Origin of the sequence: Tardiphaga sp. 172_B4_N1_3 (assembly GCF_052076035.1) — a bacterium.
Lineage (GTDB): Bacteria > Pseudomonadota > Alphaproteobacteria > Rhizobiales > Xanthobacteraceae > Tardiphaga > Tardiphaga robiniae.
Map to the genome: position 1 here is coordinate 3292541 of NZ_CP197238.1, position 16364 is coordinate 3308904.

General features: G+C 61.2%; 14 protein-coding genes. 7 read left to right on the top strand and 7 right to left on the bottom strand.

The annotated features are described in order from the left end of the window. Positions 1-19: 19 nt before the first annotated feature. A complete protein-coding gene (locus tag AB7783_RS15580) occupies positions 20-811 on the top strand; it encodes an inositol monophosphatase family protein (RefSeq protein WP_441278144.1) in 792 nt (263 codons plus the stop codon). A 66-nt stretch (positions 812-877) separates the two neighbouring features. Here AB7783_RS15580 and AB7783_RS15585 read toward each other — a convergent pair whose 3' ends face one another. After that, the gene (locus AB7783_RS15585) at positions 878-4036 is read right to left on the bottom strand and encodes a multidrug efflux RND transporter permease subunit (protein WP_441278145.1); all 3159 of its coding nucleotides are present in this window, start codon (positions 4034-4036) and stop codon (positions 878-880) included. A gap of 10 nt (positions 4037-4046) precedes the next feature. Further along, a complete protein-coding gene (locus AB7783_RS15590) occupies positions 4047-5261 on the bottom strand; it encodes an efflux RND transporter periplasmic adaptor subunit (RefSeq protein ID WP_089265398.1) in 1215 nt (404 codons plus the stop codon). A 642-nt stretch (positions 5262-5903) separates the two neighbouring features. Here AB7783_RS15590 and AB7783_RS15595 point away from each other — a divergent pair. From AB7783_RS15595 to AB7783_RS15605, 3 genes are read left to right on the top strand one after another with little or no spacing between them, the layout of a single operon-like run. Beyond that, on the top strand, positions 5904-6914 hold the full coding sequence (locus tag AB7783_RS15595; protein ID WP_441278146.1) for a flagellar motor protein MotA: 1011 nt from the start codon (positions 5904-5906) through the stop codon (positions 6912-6914). Positions 6915-6917: 3 nt separating this feature from the next. Continuing rightward, the gene (locus tag AB7783_RS15600; RefSeq protein WP_441278147.1) at positions 6918-7949 is read left to right on the top strand and encodes a peptidoglycan -binding protein; all 1032 of its coding nucleotides are present in this window, start codon (positions 6918-6920) and stop codon (positions 7947-7949) included. Between the two features lie 4 nt (positions 7950-7953). Then, positions 7954-8400 (top strand): GNAT family N-acetyltransferase, encoded by a 447-nt coding sequence (locus tag AB7783_RS15605; protein ID WP_441278148.1) that lies wholly within the window; start codon positions 7954-7956, stop codon positions 8398-8400. A gap of 21 nt (positions 8401-8421) precedes the next feature. Here the strand turns inward: AB7783_RS15605 and AB7783_RS15610 are convergent, their stop codons facing one another. Beyond that, the gene (locus AB7783_RS15610) at positions 8422-10284 is read right to left on the bottom strand and encodes an ABC transporter ATP-binding protein/permease (RefSeq protein WP_441278149.1); all 1863 of its coding nucleotides are present in this window, start codon (positions 10282-10284) and stop codon (positions 8422-8424) included. A gap of 192 nt (positions 10285-10476) precedes the next feature. Here AB7783_RS15610 and rpmE point away from each other — a divergent pair, with 192 nt between their 5' ends. After that, positions 10477-10707, top strand: coding sequence for a 50S ribosomal protein L31 (gene rpmE, locus AB7783_RS15615; RefSeq protein WP_089265403.1), 231 nt, complete (start codon positions 10477-10479; stop codon positions 10705-10707). A 179-nt stretch (positions 10708-10886) separates the two neighbouring features. Continuing rightward, positions 10887-11510, top strand: coding sequence for a TetR/AcrR family transcriptional regulator (locus AB7783_RS15620; RefSeq protein ID WP_089265404.1), 624 nt, complete (start codon positions 10887-10889; stop codon positions 11508-11510). Positions 11511-11577: 67 nt separating this feature from the next. Here the strand turns inward: AB7783_RS15620 and AB7783_RS15625 are convergent, their stop codons facing one another. The 4 genes from AB7783_RS15625 to AB7783_RS15640 all read right to left on the bottom strand — a co-directional run bounded on the left by AB7783_RS15625 (position 11578) and on the right by AB7783_RS15640 (position 15184). After that, the gene (locus tag AB7783_RS15625; RefSeq protein WP_089265405.1) at positions 11578-12411 is read right to left on the bottom strand and encodes a MipA/OmpV family protein; all 834 of its coding nucleotides are present in this window, start codon (positions 12409-12411) and stop codon (positions 11578-11580) included. A 324-nt stretch (positions 12412-12735) separates the two neighbouring features. Then, positions 12736-13821, bottom strand: coding sequence for an acyltransferase family protein (locus AB7783_RS15630; protein ID WP_439078010.1), 1086 nt, complete (start codon positions 13819-13821; stop codon positions 12736-12738). A gap of 86 nt (positions 13822-13907) precedes the next feature. Then, positions 13908-14420 carry a protease adaptor protein RcdA gene (rcdA, locus tag AB7783_RS15635; RefSeq protein ID WP_089265407.1) on the bottom strand — a complete coding sequence of 171 codons (513 nt, stop codon included), beginning with the start codon at positions 14418-14420 and terminating at the stop codon, positions 13908-13910. Positions 14421-14992: 572 nt separating this feature from the next. After that, complete coding sequence (locus AB7783_RS15640; RefSeq protein ID WP_089265408.1) at positions 14993-15184, bottom strand: DUF1192 domain-containing protein; 192 nt, start codon at positions 15182-15184, stop codon at positions 14993-14995. 109 nt (positions 15185-15293) lie between these two features. On the opposite strand from AB7783_RS15640, the gene AB7783_RS15645 reads away from it, so the two are divergent. Next, positions 15294-16289 (top strand): NAD(P)H-quinone oxidoreductase, encoded by a 996-nt coding sequence (locus tag AB7783_RS15645; protein ID WP_441278150.1) that lies wholly within the window; start codon positions 15294-15296, stop codon positions 16287-16289. Positions 16290-16364: the final 75 nt, after the last annotated feature.

Genomic DNA, 16364 nt, shown 5'->3' on the forward strand with positions numbered 1-16364 from the left:
GTCGTCGTGAGACGAACGCATGATCAATTCAGCCCTTATGAACGTGATGGTGAAAGCCGCGCGCCGCGCCGGCCGTAGCCTGAAGCGCGACCTCGGCGAGATCGAGAACCTGCAGGTCTCCATGAAGGGCCCCGCAAATTTCGTCAGCCTCGCCGACAAGCGGGCCGAAGAGATGCTCTATACGGACCTCAACAAGGCCCGCCCGGGCTATGGCTTTCTCGGTGAGGAGGGTGGCAACCGTGACGGCACTGACAAGAGCCATACCTGGATTGTCGATCCGCTCGATGGCACCACCAACTTCCTGCACGGCATCCCGCAATTCGCGGTGTCGATCGGTCTGGCGCGCGAAGGTCAGGTGATTGCCGGCCTGATCTACAATCCGGCCAATGACGAACTCTATATGGCCGAGAAGGGCTCGGGCGCGTTCCTCAACGACACCCGCCTGCGTGTCGCCGGCCGCAAGCAGCTCAACGAATGCGTCATCGCCTGCGGCCTGCCGCATATCGGCCGCGGCGACTTCGAATTGTCACGCAACGAAATGGCCGCGTTGCAGCCGAAGGTCGCCGGCCTCCGCCGCTTCGGCGCGGCCTCGCTCGATCTGGCCTTCGTCGCAGCCGGTCGCCTCGATGGCTATTGGGAGCGCAACCTGCAGCCTTGGGACATCGCTGCCGGCCTGATCCTGATCAAGGAAGCCGGCGGTACTGTTGGCGATATCGATGGCGGCGATGTGCTGACGACCGGCAACGTCGTTGCCGGCAACGAGTTCGTCCACGGCGCTCTGACGAAGATCCTGCGGCCGCTGACGAAGTAAGATTGATCGCTCGAATAGAAAAAGCCCGGATGGCGCTGCGCCATCCGGGCTTTTTGTTTGATTGCCTTAGCTGTGCGACACGGACGGCGATGCGGTCGGCTGGTCCTGCTTCGCCTCTTCCGTCTTCGGCGCCTTGTCCGGCGAGAACAGCCGCTGCACCGACACGAAGAACACCGGCACCATCAGCAGCGCCAGGATCACCACCGCGATCATGCCGCCGGTGACCGACGTACCTAGCGCCTGCTGGCTAGCACCGCCGGCGCCCGATGCAACGACCATCGGCAACACACCGCAGATAAAGGCGAGACCGGTCATCACGATCGGACGGAAGCGCAGGAAGCAGGCTTCCATCGTGGCATCCACCAGTGACTTGCCCTGCGCGCGCAAGTCCTTGGCGAATTCGATAATCAGAATCGCATTCTTGGCCGCGAGACCGATGATCGTAATCAGACCGACCGTGAAATACACGTCATTCGGCAGGCCTCGCAAATTCGCCGCCAGCACGGCGCCAACGATGCCGAGCGGCACCGTCATCAGCACGGCCACCGGGATCGTCCAGCTCTCATAAAGCGCTGCGAGCACCAGGAACACCACCAGCGCCGACAGCGCGAGCAGGAACGGCGCCTGCGAGCCCGACAGCTTCTCCTGCAGCGACTGGCCGGTCCATTCGAAGCCGAAACCGCGCGGCAACAGGCCAGCCAGACGCTCCATCTCCTTGATCGCATCACCCGAGGTGAAACCGGGCCGCGCCTCGCCGGAGATTCGCACCGCCGGATAGAAATTGAAGCCGGCGATCTGGGTCGGACCCTTCGCCCATTCCACAGTGGCAAAGGACGAGAACGGCACCAGCTGTCCGCGACTGTTCTTGACATTGTAGTTCAGGATGTCGGCGGCGTTCATCCGGTTGGCGGCCTCGGACTGCACCACGACGCGCTGCATACGGCCGCGGTTCGGGAAGTCGTTGATGTAGTTCGAGCCGAGATTGGTCGAGATCGTGCTGTTGATATCCTCGAAGGTGACGCCGAAGGCGCCTGCCTTTTCGCGGTCGATCATCAGATTGACCAATGGCGCTGGTGGCAGACCTTCGACGAACACCTTCTGCAACACCGGGCTGGCATTGGCGTCAGCAATCAGCTTGTCGGATGCAGCATTAAGCGCGACGAACCCCTTCTGGCCGCGGTCCTGGAGGCGAAAGCTGAAGCCTGAAGAGTTGCCGAGGTTATCGATCGGCGGCGGCTGCAAAGCGGAGATCTTGGCGTCGCGGATCGACGACAATTCCCGATTGATATCGTTGACAAGCGCCGCGGCGGAATCGCCGGGCGGGCGTTCAGCCCAGTCCTTCAGGGTAATGAAGGCCTGCGCGGTGTTCATGCCTTGGCCGAGGAAGCTGAAGCCGGTGAGAAACACGACGCTCTCGATGCCGGAACGCTTCTTCAGATATGCCTCGACCTTCTCGATGGCGCCCTCGGTGCGAGCGAACGAGGAGTCCGACGGCGTCTGCACGTCAGTGGTGATGAAGCCCTGATCGTCGATCGGCAGAAAGCCGCCGGGCATCCGCATGAAGCCCCAGGTCAGTCCGACGAGCAGCGCGACATAGACGATCAGCAAGCGTCCGGTGCGCTGAATCGACCAGCCCACCGTCCTCGAATAGCCGTCGCGGGTAGCGTCGAGCTTGCGGTTGAACCAGCCGAACACGCCCTTCTTGGCATGGCCATGTCCTTCCTTGATCGGCTTCAGGAAGGTTGCGCAAAGCGCCGGCGTCAGCGACAGCGCCAGCAGCGCGGAGAACGCGATCGAGGCGACCATGGTGACCGAGAACTGGCGGTAGATGATGCCCACTGAGCCGGGGAAGAACGCCATCGGCACGAACACGCCGATCATCACCAGCGTGACACCGATGATGGCGCCGGAGATCTGGCCCATCGCCTTCTTGGTGGCTTCCTTCGGCGGAAGCCCCTCCTCGCTCATAATGCGCTCGACGTTCTCGACCACGACGATGGCATCGTCGACGAGGATGCCGACAGCCAGCACCATGCCGAACATGGTCAGCATGTTGATCGAATAGCCGGCCAACAACAGCATCGTACAGGTGCCGAGCAGCGCGATGGGCACGACGATGGTCGGGATCAGCGTGTAGCGGAAATTCTGCAGGAAGATGAACATCACGATGAAGACGAGGACAACCGCCTCGATCAGCGTCATCACCACCTTCATGATCGATGCTTTGACCACCGGTGTGACATTGTACGGAATGTCATAGGCGATGTTCGCTGGGAAGAAGTTCGACAGCTCCTTCATCTTGGCTTCGATCGCGGAGGCTGTCGCCAGCGCGTTGCCTTTCGGGGACATCAGCACCGACAGGCCGGCCGTCGGCTGGCCGTTCAGGCGCGTGGTGAATTGGTAGCTGAGGCCGCCGATCTCGATACGGGCGACGTCGCGGAGCCGCACGGTCGAACCATCGGAATTCGCGCGTAGCACGATGCCACCGAATTCTTCCGGCGTGGAGAGCTGGCCTTTGACGAGCACCAACGACGACGTCTTGGTGGTCGCTGTCGACGGCTCGGCACCGACGCTGCCGGAGGCAACCTGGGCGTTCTGCGCCGTGATGGCCTTGTTCACGTCGTCGGAGGTCAGATTGTAGCCAACGAGTTTGGCGGGATCGACCCAGACGCGCAGCGAGCGCTCGGTGGAATACAGCGAGGCACGGCCGACGCCCGGAATACGACGAATTTCACCGAGGATGTTACGGATCATGAAGTCGCCGAGGCCGACTTCATCGAGGCTGTTATCCGTGGAGCGCAGCGTGATGATGTTCAGCACCGCGGCAGAGGCTTCCTCAACCAGGATGCCCTGCTGGATCACGGCACGCGGCAGACGCGCTTCCACGCGCTTCAGGCGGTTCTGCACTTCGACCGACGCCTGGCTGGTATCGGTGCCGGGCTGGAAGTTTGCGATGATTTCGACGGCACCCAGCGAATCGCTCGTCGATTCGAAGTTCAGGATGCCCGCCGCGCCGTTGAGCTCCTCTTCAATCAGGCGCGTCACGCTGTTGTAGAGATTCTCTGGCGACGCGCCCGGATAGCTGGTCGAGATCGAAATCGATGGCGGCGCGATGATCGGATACTGCGCAATCGGCAGCTGCGGAATCGCGATGGCGCCGAAAAGACAAATGAAAAGCGCGACGACCCAGGCAAAAATCGGCCTGTCGATGAAAAAACTAGCCATGTCGATTTACTCAGGGACGCGCTTGAGTGGTTTTCTGCCCCTCAGGCGGAAGGCCCGCAGTGGCATTCGCATCAGTCCAGGCGGTCGCCTTGACCTTGTCGCCTGCAGCAAATTTCTGGAAGCCCTCGACGACAACACGCTCGCCGCCCTTCAGGCCTTCAGTCACGAACCACTGACCGTCCTGCACGGCACCCGTTCGTACCATCTGGACCGCAACATGACCGTCATCCTTGACGACGAACACTTCGGCACCGCCGCCACCATTGCGCTGGACTGCCTGCTGCGGAACGGCAATGGCGTCGGTGTCGATACCCTGCTCAATCTGCACGCGGACATACATGCCCGGTAACAGCTCACGCTTCGGGTTCGGAAATTCGCCGCGCAGCGTTACCTGACCCGTGAAGGTGTCGACCTTGGCTTCGGAGAACAGCAGCTTGCCCGGCAGCGAATAGAGCGTGCCGTCGTCAAGCATCAGTCTCACCTTGGCCGCGCCAGGCGCGATCCGCTCGAGATCGCCGGTCTCGAAAGAGCGGCGCAAGTTATTCAATTCGGACACCGACTGCGTGAAATCGGCATAGATCGGATCGAGCTGCTGAATGGTGGCGAGATTCGTATTGTCGTTCTGCGCGAGCAGCGCACCTTCGGTCACCAGAGCGGCTCCGACAATGCCGTCGATCGGCGCGCGGATGGTTGCATAGTCCAGATTGAGGCGCGCACGCGCGACGTCGGCTTTCTTGGATGCAATCTCGGCTTCAGCCTGACGCTGCGCACCGACTGCTTTCTCGGCTTCCGCTTCGGAGACTGCTTTCTGCAGTGCAAGACCCGACACGCGCTTGGCCTGCATCGACGCGAGATCATAGGCAGCTTCCGCCTTGTGAAGCGACGCCTTTGCGGACTGCAATTCCACCTCGAACGGCTTCGGATCGATGCGATACAGCGTGTCACCCGCTTTCACCTCGGTGCCCTGATGAAACGCGCGCTCGATGATAATGCCCGACACACGCGAGCGTACATCGGCAACGCGCGTCGGCGCAATACGTCCGGGCAATTCGCGAACCAGCGCACGTCGCTGTTGCGTGACGGAAATGATGCTGACTTCAGGCTCGCTCACCTGCGGCGGCGCTGACGCCACTGCGTCCTTGGGTTCGTTGCATCCTGCGAGCACGGGCGCTAGTCCCGCCAGCAGAAGCGCGAAGCCTGCAGAGCGTGCGTTCAACATCGTCATTTACTTTGATATCCCAAGTTGCGAATTCGAACATGCATCAACGGATACGCCGGACCTCTGTGGTCTTCATGCGCGTAGCCGGATTTATCGAACTTCTTTGATAGCCTAGAATAAAAACCGCGGTGCTGCGGCGCAATACATATCGAGGCGGCGCATTGCCACACGGCCTATCGTATTGAACTCACAAAGGCTTTCGAGGCTCACGCGAACGTGAATCGGATGGAACCGGCACATGTTTAGTTAACAGCGGCCATCGATAGTGGCTCACGCCCCCATTTGCTTCCATCCGCCTAGACAAACAAGCCTGCGGTCGCAGAAAGAACCAGAGCCAACGCCGCATCCCCTATGCGGTGTTGCGTCCATGGACCAGACCTAGGATGCGTTCGATCTCATGGCGATAGCGCTCGAAATTGTCGAGCCAGTCATTCGCCATGCGTGCGTAGCGCGTGCCGCTCCAGCGCTACTCCGTCTCCACAAACGGCTCAACAAAAAGGTCTTTTCTAAATACGCGGCAGATCGCGCCGGGGCTCAACTGGAAGTTCCCGGTGACATCGCTGATTCCGGCGGTATCCGATCTTTTTTTGTCGCGGGGCTGTGCCATATTGCGCGTCGAACCTTTCCTCGCATGCAGATGATCAGCACATGGCGCCTGGCTCCTCCTCCCGCTCCGCGATGGAAATCGAACTGACCAAGCTCTCATCGCCCCGGATCTTTCTGGTCCGAATGCTGGTGTTTCTGGTGCTCTGCGGTCTGATCATGACCGTGCTCTACAAGCAGATCGTTCTCGCTTTCTTTGCCAATCCCGGGCTCAACGCGCTGATCGGCGCGGTATTGGCGATCGGCATTATCCTGTCGTTCCGGCAGGTCATCCGGCTCTATCCGGAAGTCTCGTGGGTCAACAGCTTTCGGATTTCCGATCCTGGCCTAGCGCTGGACCGACGCCCGACCCTGCTGGCACCGATGGCTGCGATCCTCGGCGGCGAGCGTACCGGCCGTATGACCATCTCGCAGCAGACCATGCGGCATCTGCTCGATTCGATCGCGACGCGCCTCGACGAATCCCGCGACATCTCGCGCTATATGACCGGCCTCCTCGTATTTCTCGGGCTGCTCGGCACCTTCTGGGGCCTGATCGAGACCGTTGGCTCCGTCGGCAAGGTGATCGAAGGCCTCAAGGTCGGCGGCGATGCCGGCTCGCTGTTCGACACGCTGAAGGAAGGCCTCGCCGCGCCGCTCGCCGGCATGGGCATCTCGTTCTCGTCATCGCTGTTCGGCCTCGCCGGCTCGCTGATCCTCGGCTTCCTCGACCTGCAATCCAGCCAGGCCCAGAACCGGTTCTATACGGATCTGGAAGACTGGCTCGCCTCCACCGTGAAGGAATATTCCGGCGAGACTGCCCCCGTTACCTCATCCGGCACCCCGGCCGAGTTGCAGGATACCATCGAGCGCCTGCGTCGCTCCATCGAGGACGGCAACAACAACCGTGGCACCACGACCGCCATGGCCAATCTTGCCGATGCGATCCAGAGCCTTGTGGCGCATATGCGCAGCGAGCAGGAGATGATCCGCGAATGGGCCGATGGCCAGGGCGAGCAGAGCCGCGAGATCAAGAAGCTGCTGGAACACATCGCTCGCCAACCTGAGAAGAACTGATCCATGGCATTGGCACGCAATCGCCGCGGCTCTTCCGAATTCAATTACTGGCCGGGCTTCGTCGACGCGCTGTCGACGCTGGTACTCGCGATCGTCTTCCTGCTGTCGATCTTCCTCGTCGTGCAATTCTATCTGTCGCAGGAAGTCACCGGCAAGGACAAGGCGCTGGAGCAGCTCACCGCCAAGCTGGCTCAGCTGAACGACCTGCTATCGCTGGAGAAGCTCGGCAAGCTCAATCTCGACGAGCAGCTATCTCAGATGCGCGCCGGGCTGTCCGCCGCGGAAACGGAGCGCGACCGGATCAAAGGCCTGTATGACGGCCTCGCAGGCGCCGGCTCCGATGCCGCAGGCCGCAACACCGAGCTCAACAAGGCGTTGGATTCCGAGAAGCAGCTTTCGGCCCGCGCGCTGGCGCAGGTCGAGGTGCTGAACCAGCAGATCTCCGCGCTGCGCCGCCAGCTCGCGGCACTCGAAGAAGCGCTGGAGGCGTCCGAGAAACGCGACAAGGAATCGCAGGGCCGCATCGTCGATCTTGGCCAGCGCCTCAACGTCGCACTCGCGCAGCGCGTTCAGGAGCTGTCGCGCTATCGTTCCGAATTCTTCGGACGGCTGCGCGCCATTCTCGGCAACCGCCCCGACATTCGCGTTGTCGGCGATCGCTTCGTGTTCCAGTCCGAAGTATTCTTCGATGTCGGCCAAGCGGCTTTGCTTCCCGAAGGCCGCGCCGAACTGGACAAGGTCGCCAGTGCCCTGATCGAACTCGACAAGCAAATCCCGGCCGAAATCGCCTGGGTGATGCGCGTTGACGGCCATACCGACTCGCGGCCGATCCTCAACAGCCCCCTGTTCAAGTCGAACTGGGAACTGTCGTCGGCGCGTGCGATCTCGGTCGTGCAATATCTGATCTCGCTCGGCGTGCCCGCACAGCGTCTCGTCGCCGCCGGCTTCGCCGAAAACCAGCCGCTGGATACGGCGCAGACCGAGGAAGCCTACAAGCGCAACCGCCGCATCGAACTCAAGCTCACCGAGCGCTGAGGATATGCCCGAGGCATTCGAGTTGCGCCCCTATCGCGAGAGCGATGAAGATGCGTCCATCACCTTGTGGCTGGAGACATGGCGACAGGCCTATCCCTCGATCAATTTCGACGCCCGCGTCGACTGGTGGCGCGAGCGATGGCGCACCGAACTGGTACCCGTAGCGCAGATCGTGGTCGCCGAGCAAAACGGTGCGATGGTCGGCTTCGTCACCATCGACGGCACGGGTTATCTCGACCAGTTGGTGGTCAGCCCCGCTCAATGGGGATCCGATGTCAGCCGCGCGCTGGTTGATGAAACCAAACGACTATCACCCACCGGCGTGACGCTGAAGGTCAATGCCGATAATGCCCGTGCTATCAAATTTTATGTACGCAACGGCTTCGTCAAAACCGGCGACGAGGTGAACACATCAGGCCGTGCCGTCGACCTGATGGAATGGAAGCCGTAGCAAGCCTCCCATCGTCGACACTCACACCCCGAACTGCAGCCGCGCCAATCGTGCATAAAGCCCGTTCGCCGCGACCAGCGAGGCGTGCGTGCCCTGCTCGACGATGCGGCCATGATCCATGACGAGGATGCGATCGCAGGACAGCACGGTGGCGAGGCGATGGGCGATCACCAGCGTGGTGCGGTGCTTCATCAACTCTTCCAGAGCAGTCTGCACCAGCGTTTCGGATTCGGCATCCAACGCAGACGTTGCTTCATCGAGCAGCAGCAGCGGTGCATCGCGCAGGATGGCGCGTGCGATGGCGATGCGCTGACGCTGGCCGCCCGAGAGCGTGACGCCCCGTTCGCCGAGTTGCGCCTCGAATCCATCAGGCAGGCGGCGAATGAATTCCGTGGCATGCGCCAGCGATGCGGCATGCTCGACTTCAGCATCCGTCGCATCGGGACGACCGAAGCGGATGTTCTCGCGGGCGGTTGTAGCGAACACAACGGAGTCTTGCGGCACCAGTGCGATACGCTTGCGGAGCTCGCGCGGATCGGCGTCGCGGATCGGCACGCCATCGACCGAGATGGCGCCGCCCTTGGGATCGTAGAAGCGCAGCAGCAGATGAAACAGCGTGCTCTTGCCGGCGCCGGACGGGCCAACGATGGCGACCTTCTCGCCGGCTTTCACCGACAATGACACACCGGCCGCGGACAGGATCTCCGGACGCGTCGGATAGGCAAAGGAGACATTGTCGAACACGACGTCGCCGCGTGCGGGCTGCGGCAATGGCCGCGGCGATGCCGGGGCCACCACGGCGGACTTCACGTTGAGGATTTCGAACAGTCGTTCCGCCGCGCCCGACGCCGCCGAAATCTCGCCCCAGACTTCGCTGAGCTGGCCGAGGCTGGACGCGGCAAAGGCCGCATAGAGCACGAACTGGCCGAGCCGACCCGGCGTCAACGAGCCCGTCAGAACATCGTGCGAGCCGACCCACAGAATGCCCACAACGCTGGAGAAGACGATGAAGATGATGATCGCGGTCAGCACGGCGCGCGCGCGCGTAGAGCCACGTGCGGCGTCATAGGCCTGCTCGACCTCCTTGCCGAAGCGCGCATTCGCCAGCTGCTCGTTGGTATAGGCCTGCACCGTACGAATCGAACCGACGAGTTCGCCGGCATAGGCCGAGGCTTCCGCCAGCGTATCCTGCGCGTTGCGCGACAGACGCCGCACCCAGCGCCCGAAGGCCACCAGCGGGATCACGATCAGCGGGATCGCCGCGAGCACGAAGCCGGAGAGCTTCGGGCTAGAAACGACCATCATGGCTGCCGCGCCGAGAAACAGCACAAGGTTGCGCAACGCGATGGATACGGACGCGCCGACCGCTGACTTGATCTGCGTGGTATCGGCCGTGAGCCGCGACACCAGTTCGCCGGACCGTGACGTATCGAAGAAGGACGGCGACAGTGCGGTGAGATGCTGGAACACGTCGCGGCGCAGATCGGCGACGATGCGCTCGCCGATGGTCATGACGAGGTAGTAACGAGCCGCGCTGGCCAGCGCGAGCACGACCACCACAGCGATCATGACGCTGAAATAGTTGTTGATCATCGCGATGCCTTCGGGGCTGAAGCCGAAGTCAATCATCCGCCGTGCCGCCACAGGCACGACGAGCGTGGTCACAGCCGCAACGGTCAACGACACCAGCGCCAGCAGGGCCCGGCCGCGATACCGCGCCACATAGGGCGCCAACGCCAGGAGCGGCCGCAATTTGGCTCGGCTGGGTGGTACCTGGGGCTCCACAACGGTATCCGCCAGCGACGGCTCCGAAAGCACCGGATCGGGCTGCGGAAGCGTCGGCTTGGCCGCGCGGGGGATCTCAAGCCGTTCGACTGCACTCATGATTTATAACCGTTCTTGTCGTTGCCCTGAGATAGGCCGGAGCGGGCCCCGAGGCAAATGACCTAGGTCAATTGCATGAGCAATGATCCACGACGGGAGTCCTTGTCTCCCGCACGTTCCTGCGATATAGAGCGGCCAAATCCGCCATCGAAATCACAGAGATTCAGGCGCCGGCGCGCCGAAGGAACCGTCATGAAAGCCGAAATTCACCCGGATTATCATAACATTACGGTCGTTATGACCGATGGTACGGAGTATCAGACCCGTTCCACCTGGGGCAAGGAAGGCGACAAGCTGAACCTCGACATCGATCCGAGGTCGCACCCAGCCTGGACCGGTGGCACCACCCAGCTTCTCGACCGCGGTGGCCGCGTGTCGCGCTTCCAGAAGAAGTTCTCGGGCTTCCTCAAGAAGGAAGATTGATCTTCACAAGGAAGATCGGCCTTTCAGGCTTATCCGATTGCCTTTCAAAACGCCTCTGCAGCCAGCAGGGGCGTTTTTCGTTGCTGGCCGCGATTGGCCATGGCGGTACCTTAAAACCGCCTCCGTTGCCCTCCCTATAAGGTGCGCCACATCATCTTGCGCGGGGGCGCAACGAGACCATGCCGACCAATACCGGGCACCACCGCAAGAAGCCGCGTCAGGCGCGCTCCGTTGCGACCGTGGGCATCCTCCTGGACGCCGCTGCCCTCGTGCTGGTGGACGAAGGCTACGAACGCGCCACCACCAACAGGATCGCCGAACGCGCCGGCGTCAGCATTGGATCGCTCTATCAGTATTTTCCAAACCGGGACGCGCTGTTCGGGGCCCTCCATGGCCGGACGGAAGCCCAAATGTCAGAAAATATCTGGCAGACCATTTCAGGATTCGAAGGGCTGGATCTGCGTGGATTCGTCCGCTCCGGTCTGAACACCGCGATCAGCCAGCATGCCCGCGTGCTGCCGCTGCTGAAGGTCTTGATGGAGACCGCCTCCGGCCGCCCCCCTGTTCAGTGGCCATTCGACCGCTTTCCGCAGCGGCAAGGCCTCTTGCGTGGCATGTTTGACAGCCATGCCGACGAGCTACGCCCTGGCTTCAATCGCGAAGCCGGAAGTTTCTTCATTCCGAGAATGGTCGGCTCGGCACTCGATGCGGCGATCGCATTCCGTCCGGACGCATTCGCCAATGGCGAGCTGGAACAGGAGCTGGATACGATGTTGTCGTACTATCTGATCGGGGAGCGCTAGAAGCGCAAGCCAGCAAGCGCGGTGTTTGCCCACGCTACGCAGGCGCGCCGTGCTATCGCACGTCGTGCTAGCGCACGCCGACGTCGAACGAATAGGCCACGCCGACGCCGTAGGTCACCTGATTGGTGGATCCCCGGAATTTCACCAACGGACTGTCAGCGATGCTGCCAAGCAGCTTGTCGTATTCCACATAGCCGCGTACTTCCCATTGCGGATCGAGCTTGTAGCGCAGCTGCGCACCGGCACCGACCGAACTCGAACCGCCCTTGGCGTCGTAAACTGGCAAACCTGACGCAAGCGCCTCGATATTGTTGACGCTGAAGTAAGTCTCCGCATATTTCGCATCCGTCACCCGGTAGCGTGGGCCGGCAGCAAAAGTCATCCGCTCGTTGATCGGCACAATCACGTCAGCCGAGAAATCCGCGACGATACCTTCGTGGCCACCGAGACCGCGGCGCAGTTCGGAGCGTAGGCGCAGCCAGTCGAAGGCGTAGTATTCGGCGAAACCACCGAGTTCGACCGCGAAATCAACGTCCCTCAGGCCACGCAGCTCGCTGTGATCGGCGGCCTTGCGCGCTGCTTTATAGTTGCCGACGGGACCGGCGCGAAAGCCGCCCACGTCGATCAGGGCGAAGCTTGCATTGTCGCGCATGCTCTTGAAACGGGCCGGCGTGCCGGCACGGCGAATCGAGATGATCGGCTTTGGCGCAAGTTCAGAACTCCCGGCGCCTTCGTAAGATGGCTGCATCTCGCCGCCGATCCCGACGGTCACGGTCCAGCCACCGGAGGCCGAGGGCACGAAGGGCACCGATGGCAGCATCACCACCGGATCAGCCGCAACCGCAACCGCCGGACAAGCCAACACACCAATGAGACCGAACAGACGAGGAGACAAAGACATCAGATTCCTACTTGGATCGGCGCGGAATTTCGGTGTGGCCGCGCTTCAATGCCACATCGTTGCGATTGCTCCCGTGCGACATGGAGTCACCGCAACAATGCGAAGATAGCTGGCGCGACGCCTCCTCCAAACTCGCATTGGCTCGGCATCAGAAGTGTAGCTCTCTGGCGAGAAACCCTATTCAGGCAAGGCTTTGCGATAAATGACGCTATGCCTGCGGCGTCATCGCTCACATTTCCGGGCAGCGTGGCAGTAATATCTGAAAGAATGGATCGCCGCCGTCTGCGGCATCGCGCCGCACTACCGACTTGATAGCCCCGATGCCTACGCCTTCACCGGCGCGTCGCTTCTCCGCGGGATGAATCGCTGCGTGATCCAGTTGCGGCCGGGCATTTCGACGAAGCGATAGCTCACTTCCGCCAGCGCCCAGATGATGGCGAAACAGACCAGCGATGCAGCGATATAGACAACCTCAGTCTGGCCTAAATGCCGCCAGGTCCTGATAGCGAAACTGACGAACAGCGGATGGATCAGATAGATCGAGTACGAGATGATGCCGAGCCGGTAGACCAGCGCGTTGCCGAACAGCAGTTGCGCCATCCGGCCATCACGCGAGAGCACCGCGACCAGCGGGATGTACAGCAGATACATCAAGCGATCGCTCGCATCGGCCAAACCGACGGCGATGATGGCGAGCGGAAGCGCGACGACTAGACCATCCTGCACGGTTGCCGACAGGCGATCGACGAGGCCACCAAAGCGGAAGATCGCAAGGCCCAGCGTGAAACCCGCCACCGCGCGCAGCAGCGGATAAAGCGAATTGCCGTTGACCACATCGAGCGGTCCGCCCGACCCGCGGCCACTGACGCTCACCGCATAGATGCCGAGCAGCGCCGCGATCACCGCAAATCCCGCGATCCATTTGCTCCAACGCTGGGTAAAGGCCATCAGGATCGGCAGCAGCAGATAGGAGCCCATCTCGGCGCTCGCCGCCCAGGCCACGCCGATGATCGGAAAAATATAGAGCCCCCAGCCGGTCATCATCAGTAGGTTGCCGGTCCAGTCCCAGGCCGAATACATCTCCAGCTTCTCGCCGGACAGACCAGCCGCGATCTTGGCGACATAGAACAGGCCAATGATGAAATAGGCGGGGTATAGCCGCGCGACCCGCTTCAGCATGAAGGTTGCGAACGCCTTGCCAGTGAGATGCAGGAAAGCGTCGCGATAGGTCAGCGCCATCACATAGCCTGACAGCATGAAGAACAGGTCGACGAGCAAATAGCCGTAGGGAATGCGGAAGAATGAGCCGGTGCCACCGGTTGCGAGCTGCACGTCACCGAAATGATACACGACGATGACAGCGGCTGCGACGCCGCGCACCCCGGTCAATGCTCTGATATCGTCTGCCATCGCAAATGCCCCCGCTGCGCCTAGCTCATGTTTAGCGCATGAGCGGCGAGCGAGGAACAGCGTTCAGGAATGTGAGGGACGCGCGATCAGCGTTCGAACGCAGCCTTCAGGCGATTGAGCTGCGGCACCAGCGGATTGCCGATCGGCGCATGCGTGGTGGTCGCGGCATGGATCGAGATGTCGAGGCGACGAACCTTGGTCTGCAGCACCATCGAACGCGTGATCAGGATCTGCAGCTGCTCGGGCAGCTTGAGCAGCATTTCTTCCGGACTCGGATCGGCGGCGCTGAGCTTGACCTTGGTCTTTTCACGATTGGCCTGGGTCAACGTCATCTCGCCTTCCTTCACCGCACGGTGCAGCAGCAACCATGAGGCAAGCTGCATAAGGCGGGTGGTGAGGCGCATGCTTTCGGTGGCGTAAGTCAGGCTGACGGAGCGATCCAGTGCCTTGGCCTCGCTACGGCCGACGCCGTCGAGATAGGCCGCGGTCTCTTCGACCAGATCCATCCCCTCGCGAAACAAGGCGCCGAAGGCAGCAGAATTGGTCAGCCGCTCGCTAAACTGAACGAGAGCGGGTTCGCTGTGCAAACGATCCGACATAGTTAACGCCTCACGCAAATGGTTTCGCAGCCAGCTCTGAACGGCGGGCTTATGATGAACAAATCATTACGCGTGCGTGCGTGAGAGTCCAGCGGCGTAAATTAAAGAAGTATTTATGGTTTCCAACGCGATTTAACGATCGCGGACGCCCCAAAAGAAGACATGAGTACCAAAAAAAGAGCCGCCGTTTCCGGCGGCTTTAAAGTTGATAACAGGGAGGCGTCAAACAGAGTGGACAGGAGCCACTCGGTGTCCAAACAAGGACAATTTAAGTAATATGCGAGAAAGCTTAATTGCGCGTAAATACGCGGGCTTTCTTCACGATCCGTTTGCCATGCGCCGCCTCGCAAACTGTATCGGAATGAGACAATGTCGGGATCGCGATTGAGGAAGCGTCGGCGGTATTGCACAGGCCTCTCGTCCGTCATTGCGAGCAGAGCGAAGCAATCCAGTTTTCTTCGCGTATGGCTTCTGGATTGCCGCGTTGCTTCGCTAAGAGGAAAACTGCAGGACAGCTTTCCTTCACCTCGCAATGACGGCAGAGAGCCGGGAGAGCGCCATTCAATAGCCCGTCACGATTTGAAAAAGCGATCCGCCGCATCGCGCGTCGCGCGCTTCAAGGTCATGCTCGATTGCAGCCGCGCGATCTCGCCATTGAGCAGCGCGATCCGCTCGGCGAGTTCCTCGACCGATAGCAGCGAGAGGTCCTGCCCGACCTCATGGCTGACCTTCTTCTTCGGTTTGTCGTCGTCGTCGATCGCCATTTGGGGCCCTCCCCGTCTCAAATTCGAATATGCACCGGATGTTGCCAGCATTGATCCGGCTGTTTAATCAGATGGCCAACCGACATCCCGTACGCCGCAAGGACAAATCATGGAAAAGCTGCCCACGCAAATGACCGTCGTTGGTATCAGCAAACCGGGTGGCCCCGAGGTGCTGATTCCCGAGACGCGCCCCGTTCCGAAGCCCGGTCCCGGCGAAATCCTGGTCAAGGTCGCAGCTGCCGGCGTCAATCGTCCGGATGTTGCACAGCGGTCTGGCGCCTATCCGCCGCCGCCCGGCGCCAGCGATCTGCCCGGCCTCGAAATCTCAGGTGAAGTCGTCGCCCTCGGCGAAGGCGCCACCAAACACAAGCTCGGTGACAAGGTGATGTCGCTGGTCGCCGGCGGCGGCTACGCGCAATATTGCATCGCACAGGATGCGCAGGCGATGACGGTCCCCGAAGGCTTCTCGATGACCGAGGCCGGCGCCACCGCCGAAACCCTGATGACCGTCTGGCATAACGTGTTTGAGCGTGGCGGATTGCAGCCCGGCGAGACCGTGCTGATCCATGGCGGCTCTTCCGGCATCGGCACCATGGCGATCCAGCTCGCCAAGGCGCTGGGTTCCAAAGTGATCGTCACCGTCGGCTCGCAGGACAAGGTCGATGCCTGCCTCAAGCTGGGCGCCGATCACGCCATCAACTACAAGACCGAAGATTTCGTTGAACGCGTCAAGGAAATCTCCAAGACCGGCATCGAGCTGATCCTCGACATGGTGGGCGCGGACTATGTAGAGAAAAACTTCGATGCCGCCGCCGTCGATGGCCGCATCGTGCAGATTGCGGTGCTGAATGGCCCGAAAGCCACCATCAACGCCGCCAAGATCATGGTGAAGCGGCTGCACTATACCGGCTCGACTCTGCGGCCCCGCACCAATGCCGACAAGGCCGCCATGGTCAGGGCGATCGAGGCCAATGTCCTGCCGCTACTCAAGGCCGGCAAGGTTAAGCCCCTGATGGACAGCACTTTCCCGCTGGAAAAGGCTGCAGACGCGCACAAACGCATGGAAACCAGCGCACATATTGGCAAAATTGTGTTGGTCGTTTAGGGCTGGAGAACAGCCGGAAACCCTTTGATTTATCTCGCTTTCATGTCATTTATCGCGCGTCGGGAAATGGCCCTG

Bases quoted from the DNA above. Each gene is read 5' to 3' on its own strand.
- AB7783_RS15580 (WP_441278144.1), top strand. From the start codon at position 20: ATGATCAATTCAGCCCTTATGAACGTGATGGTGAAAGCCGCGCGCCGC.
- AB7783_RS15585 (WP_441278145.1), bottom strand. From the start codon at position 4,036: ATGGCTAGTTTTTTCATCGACAGGCCGATTTTTGCCTGGGTCGTCGCG.
- AB7783_RS15590 (WP_089265398.1), bottom strand. From the start codon at position 5,261: ATGACGATGTTGAACGCACGCTCTGCAGGCTTCGCGCTTCTGCTGGCG.
- AB7783_RS15595 (WP_441278146.1), top strand. From the start codon at position 5,904: ATGGCGCCTGGCTCCTCCTCCCGCTCCGCGATGGAAATCGAACTGACC.
- AB7783_RS15600 (WP_441278147.1), top strand. From the start codon at position 6,918: ATGGCATTGGCACGCAATCGCCGCGGCTCTTCCGAATTCAATTACTGG.
- AB7783_RS15605 (WP_441278148.1), top strand. From the start codon at position 7,954: ATGCCCGAGGCATTCGAGTTGCGCCCCTATCGCGAGAGCGATGAAGAT.
- AB7783_RS15610 (WP_441278149.1), bottom strand. From the start codon at position 10,284: ATGAGTGCAGTCGAACGGCTTGAGATCCCCCGCGCGGCCAAGCCGACG.
- rpmE (WP_089265403.1), top strand. From the start codon at position 10,477: ATGAAAGCCGAAATTCACCCGGATTATCATAACATTACGGTCGTTATG.
- AB7783_RS15620 (WP_089265404.1), top strand. From the start codon at position 10,887: ATGCCGACCAATACCGGGCACCACCGCAAGAAGCCGCGTCAGGCGCGC.
- AB7783_RS15625 (WP_089265405.1), bottom strand. From the start codon at position 12,411: ATGTCTTTGTCTCCTCGTCTGTTCGGTCTCATTGGTGTGTTGGCTTGT.
- AB7783_RS15630 (WP_439078010.1), bottom strand. From the start codon at position 13,821: ATGGCAGACGATATCAGAGCATTGACCGGGGTGCGCGGCGTCGCAGCC.
- rcdA (WP_089265407.1), bottom strand. From the start codon at position 14,420: ATGTCGGATCGTTTGCACAGCGAACCCGCTCTCGTTCAGTTTAGCGAG.
- AB7783_RS15640 (WP_089265408.1), bottom strand. From the start codon at position 15,184: ATGGCGATCGACGACGACGACAAACCGAAGAAGAAGGTCAGCCATGAG.
- AB7783_RS15645 (WP_441278150.1), top strand. From the start codon at position 15,294: ATGGAAAAGCTGCCCACGCAAATGACCGTCGTTGGTATCAGCAAACCG.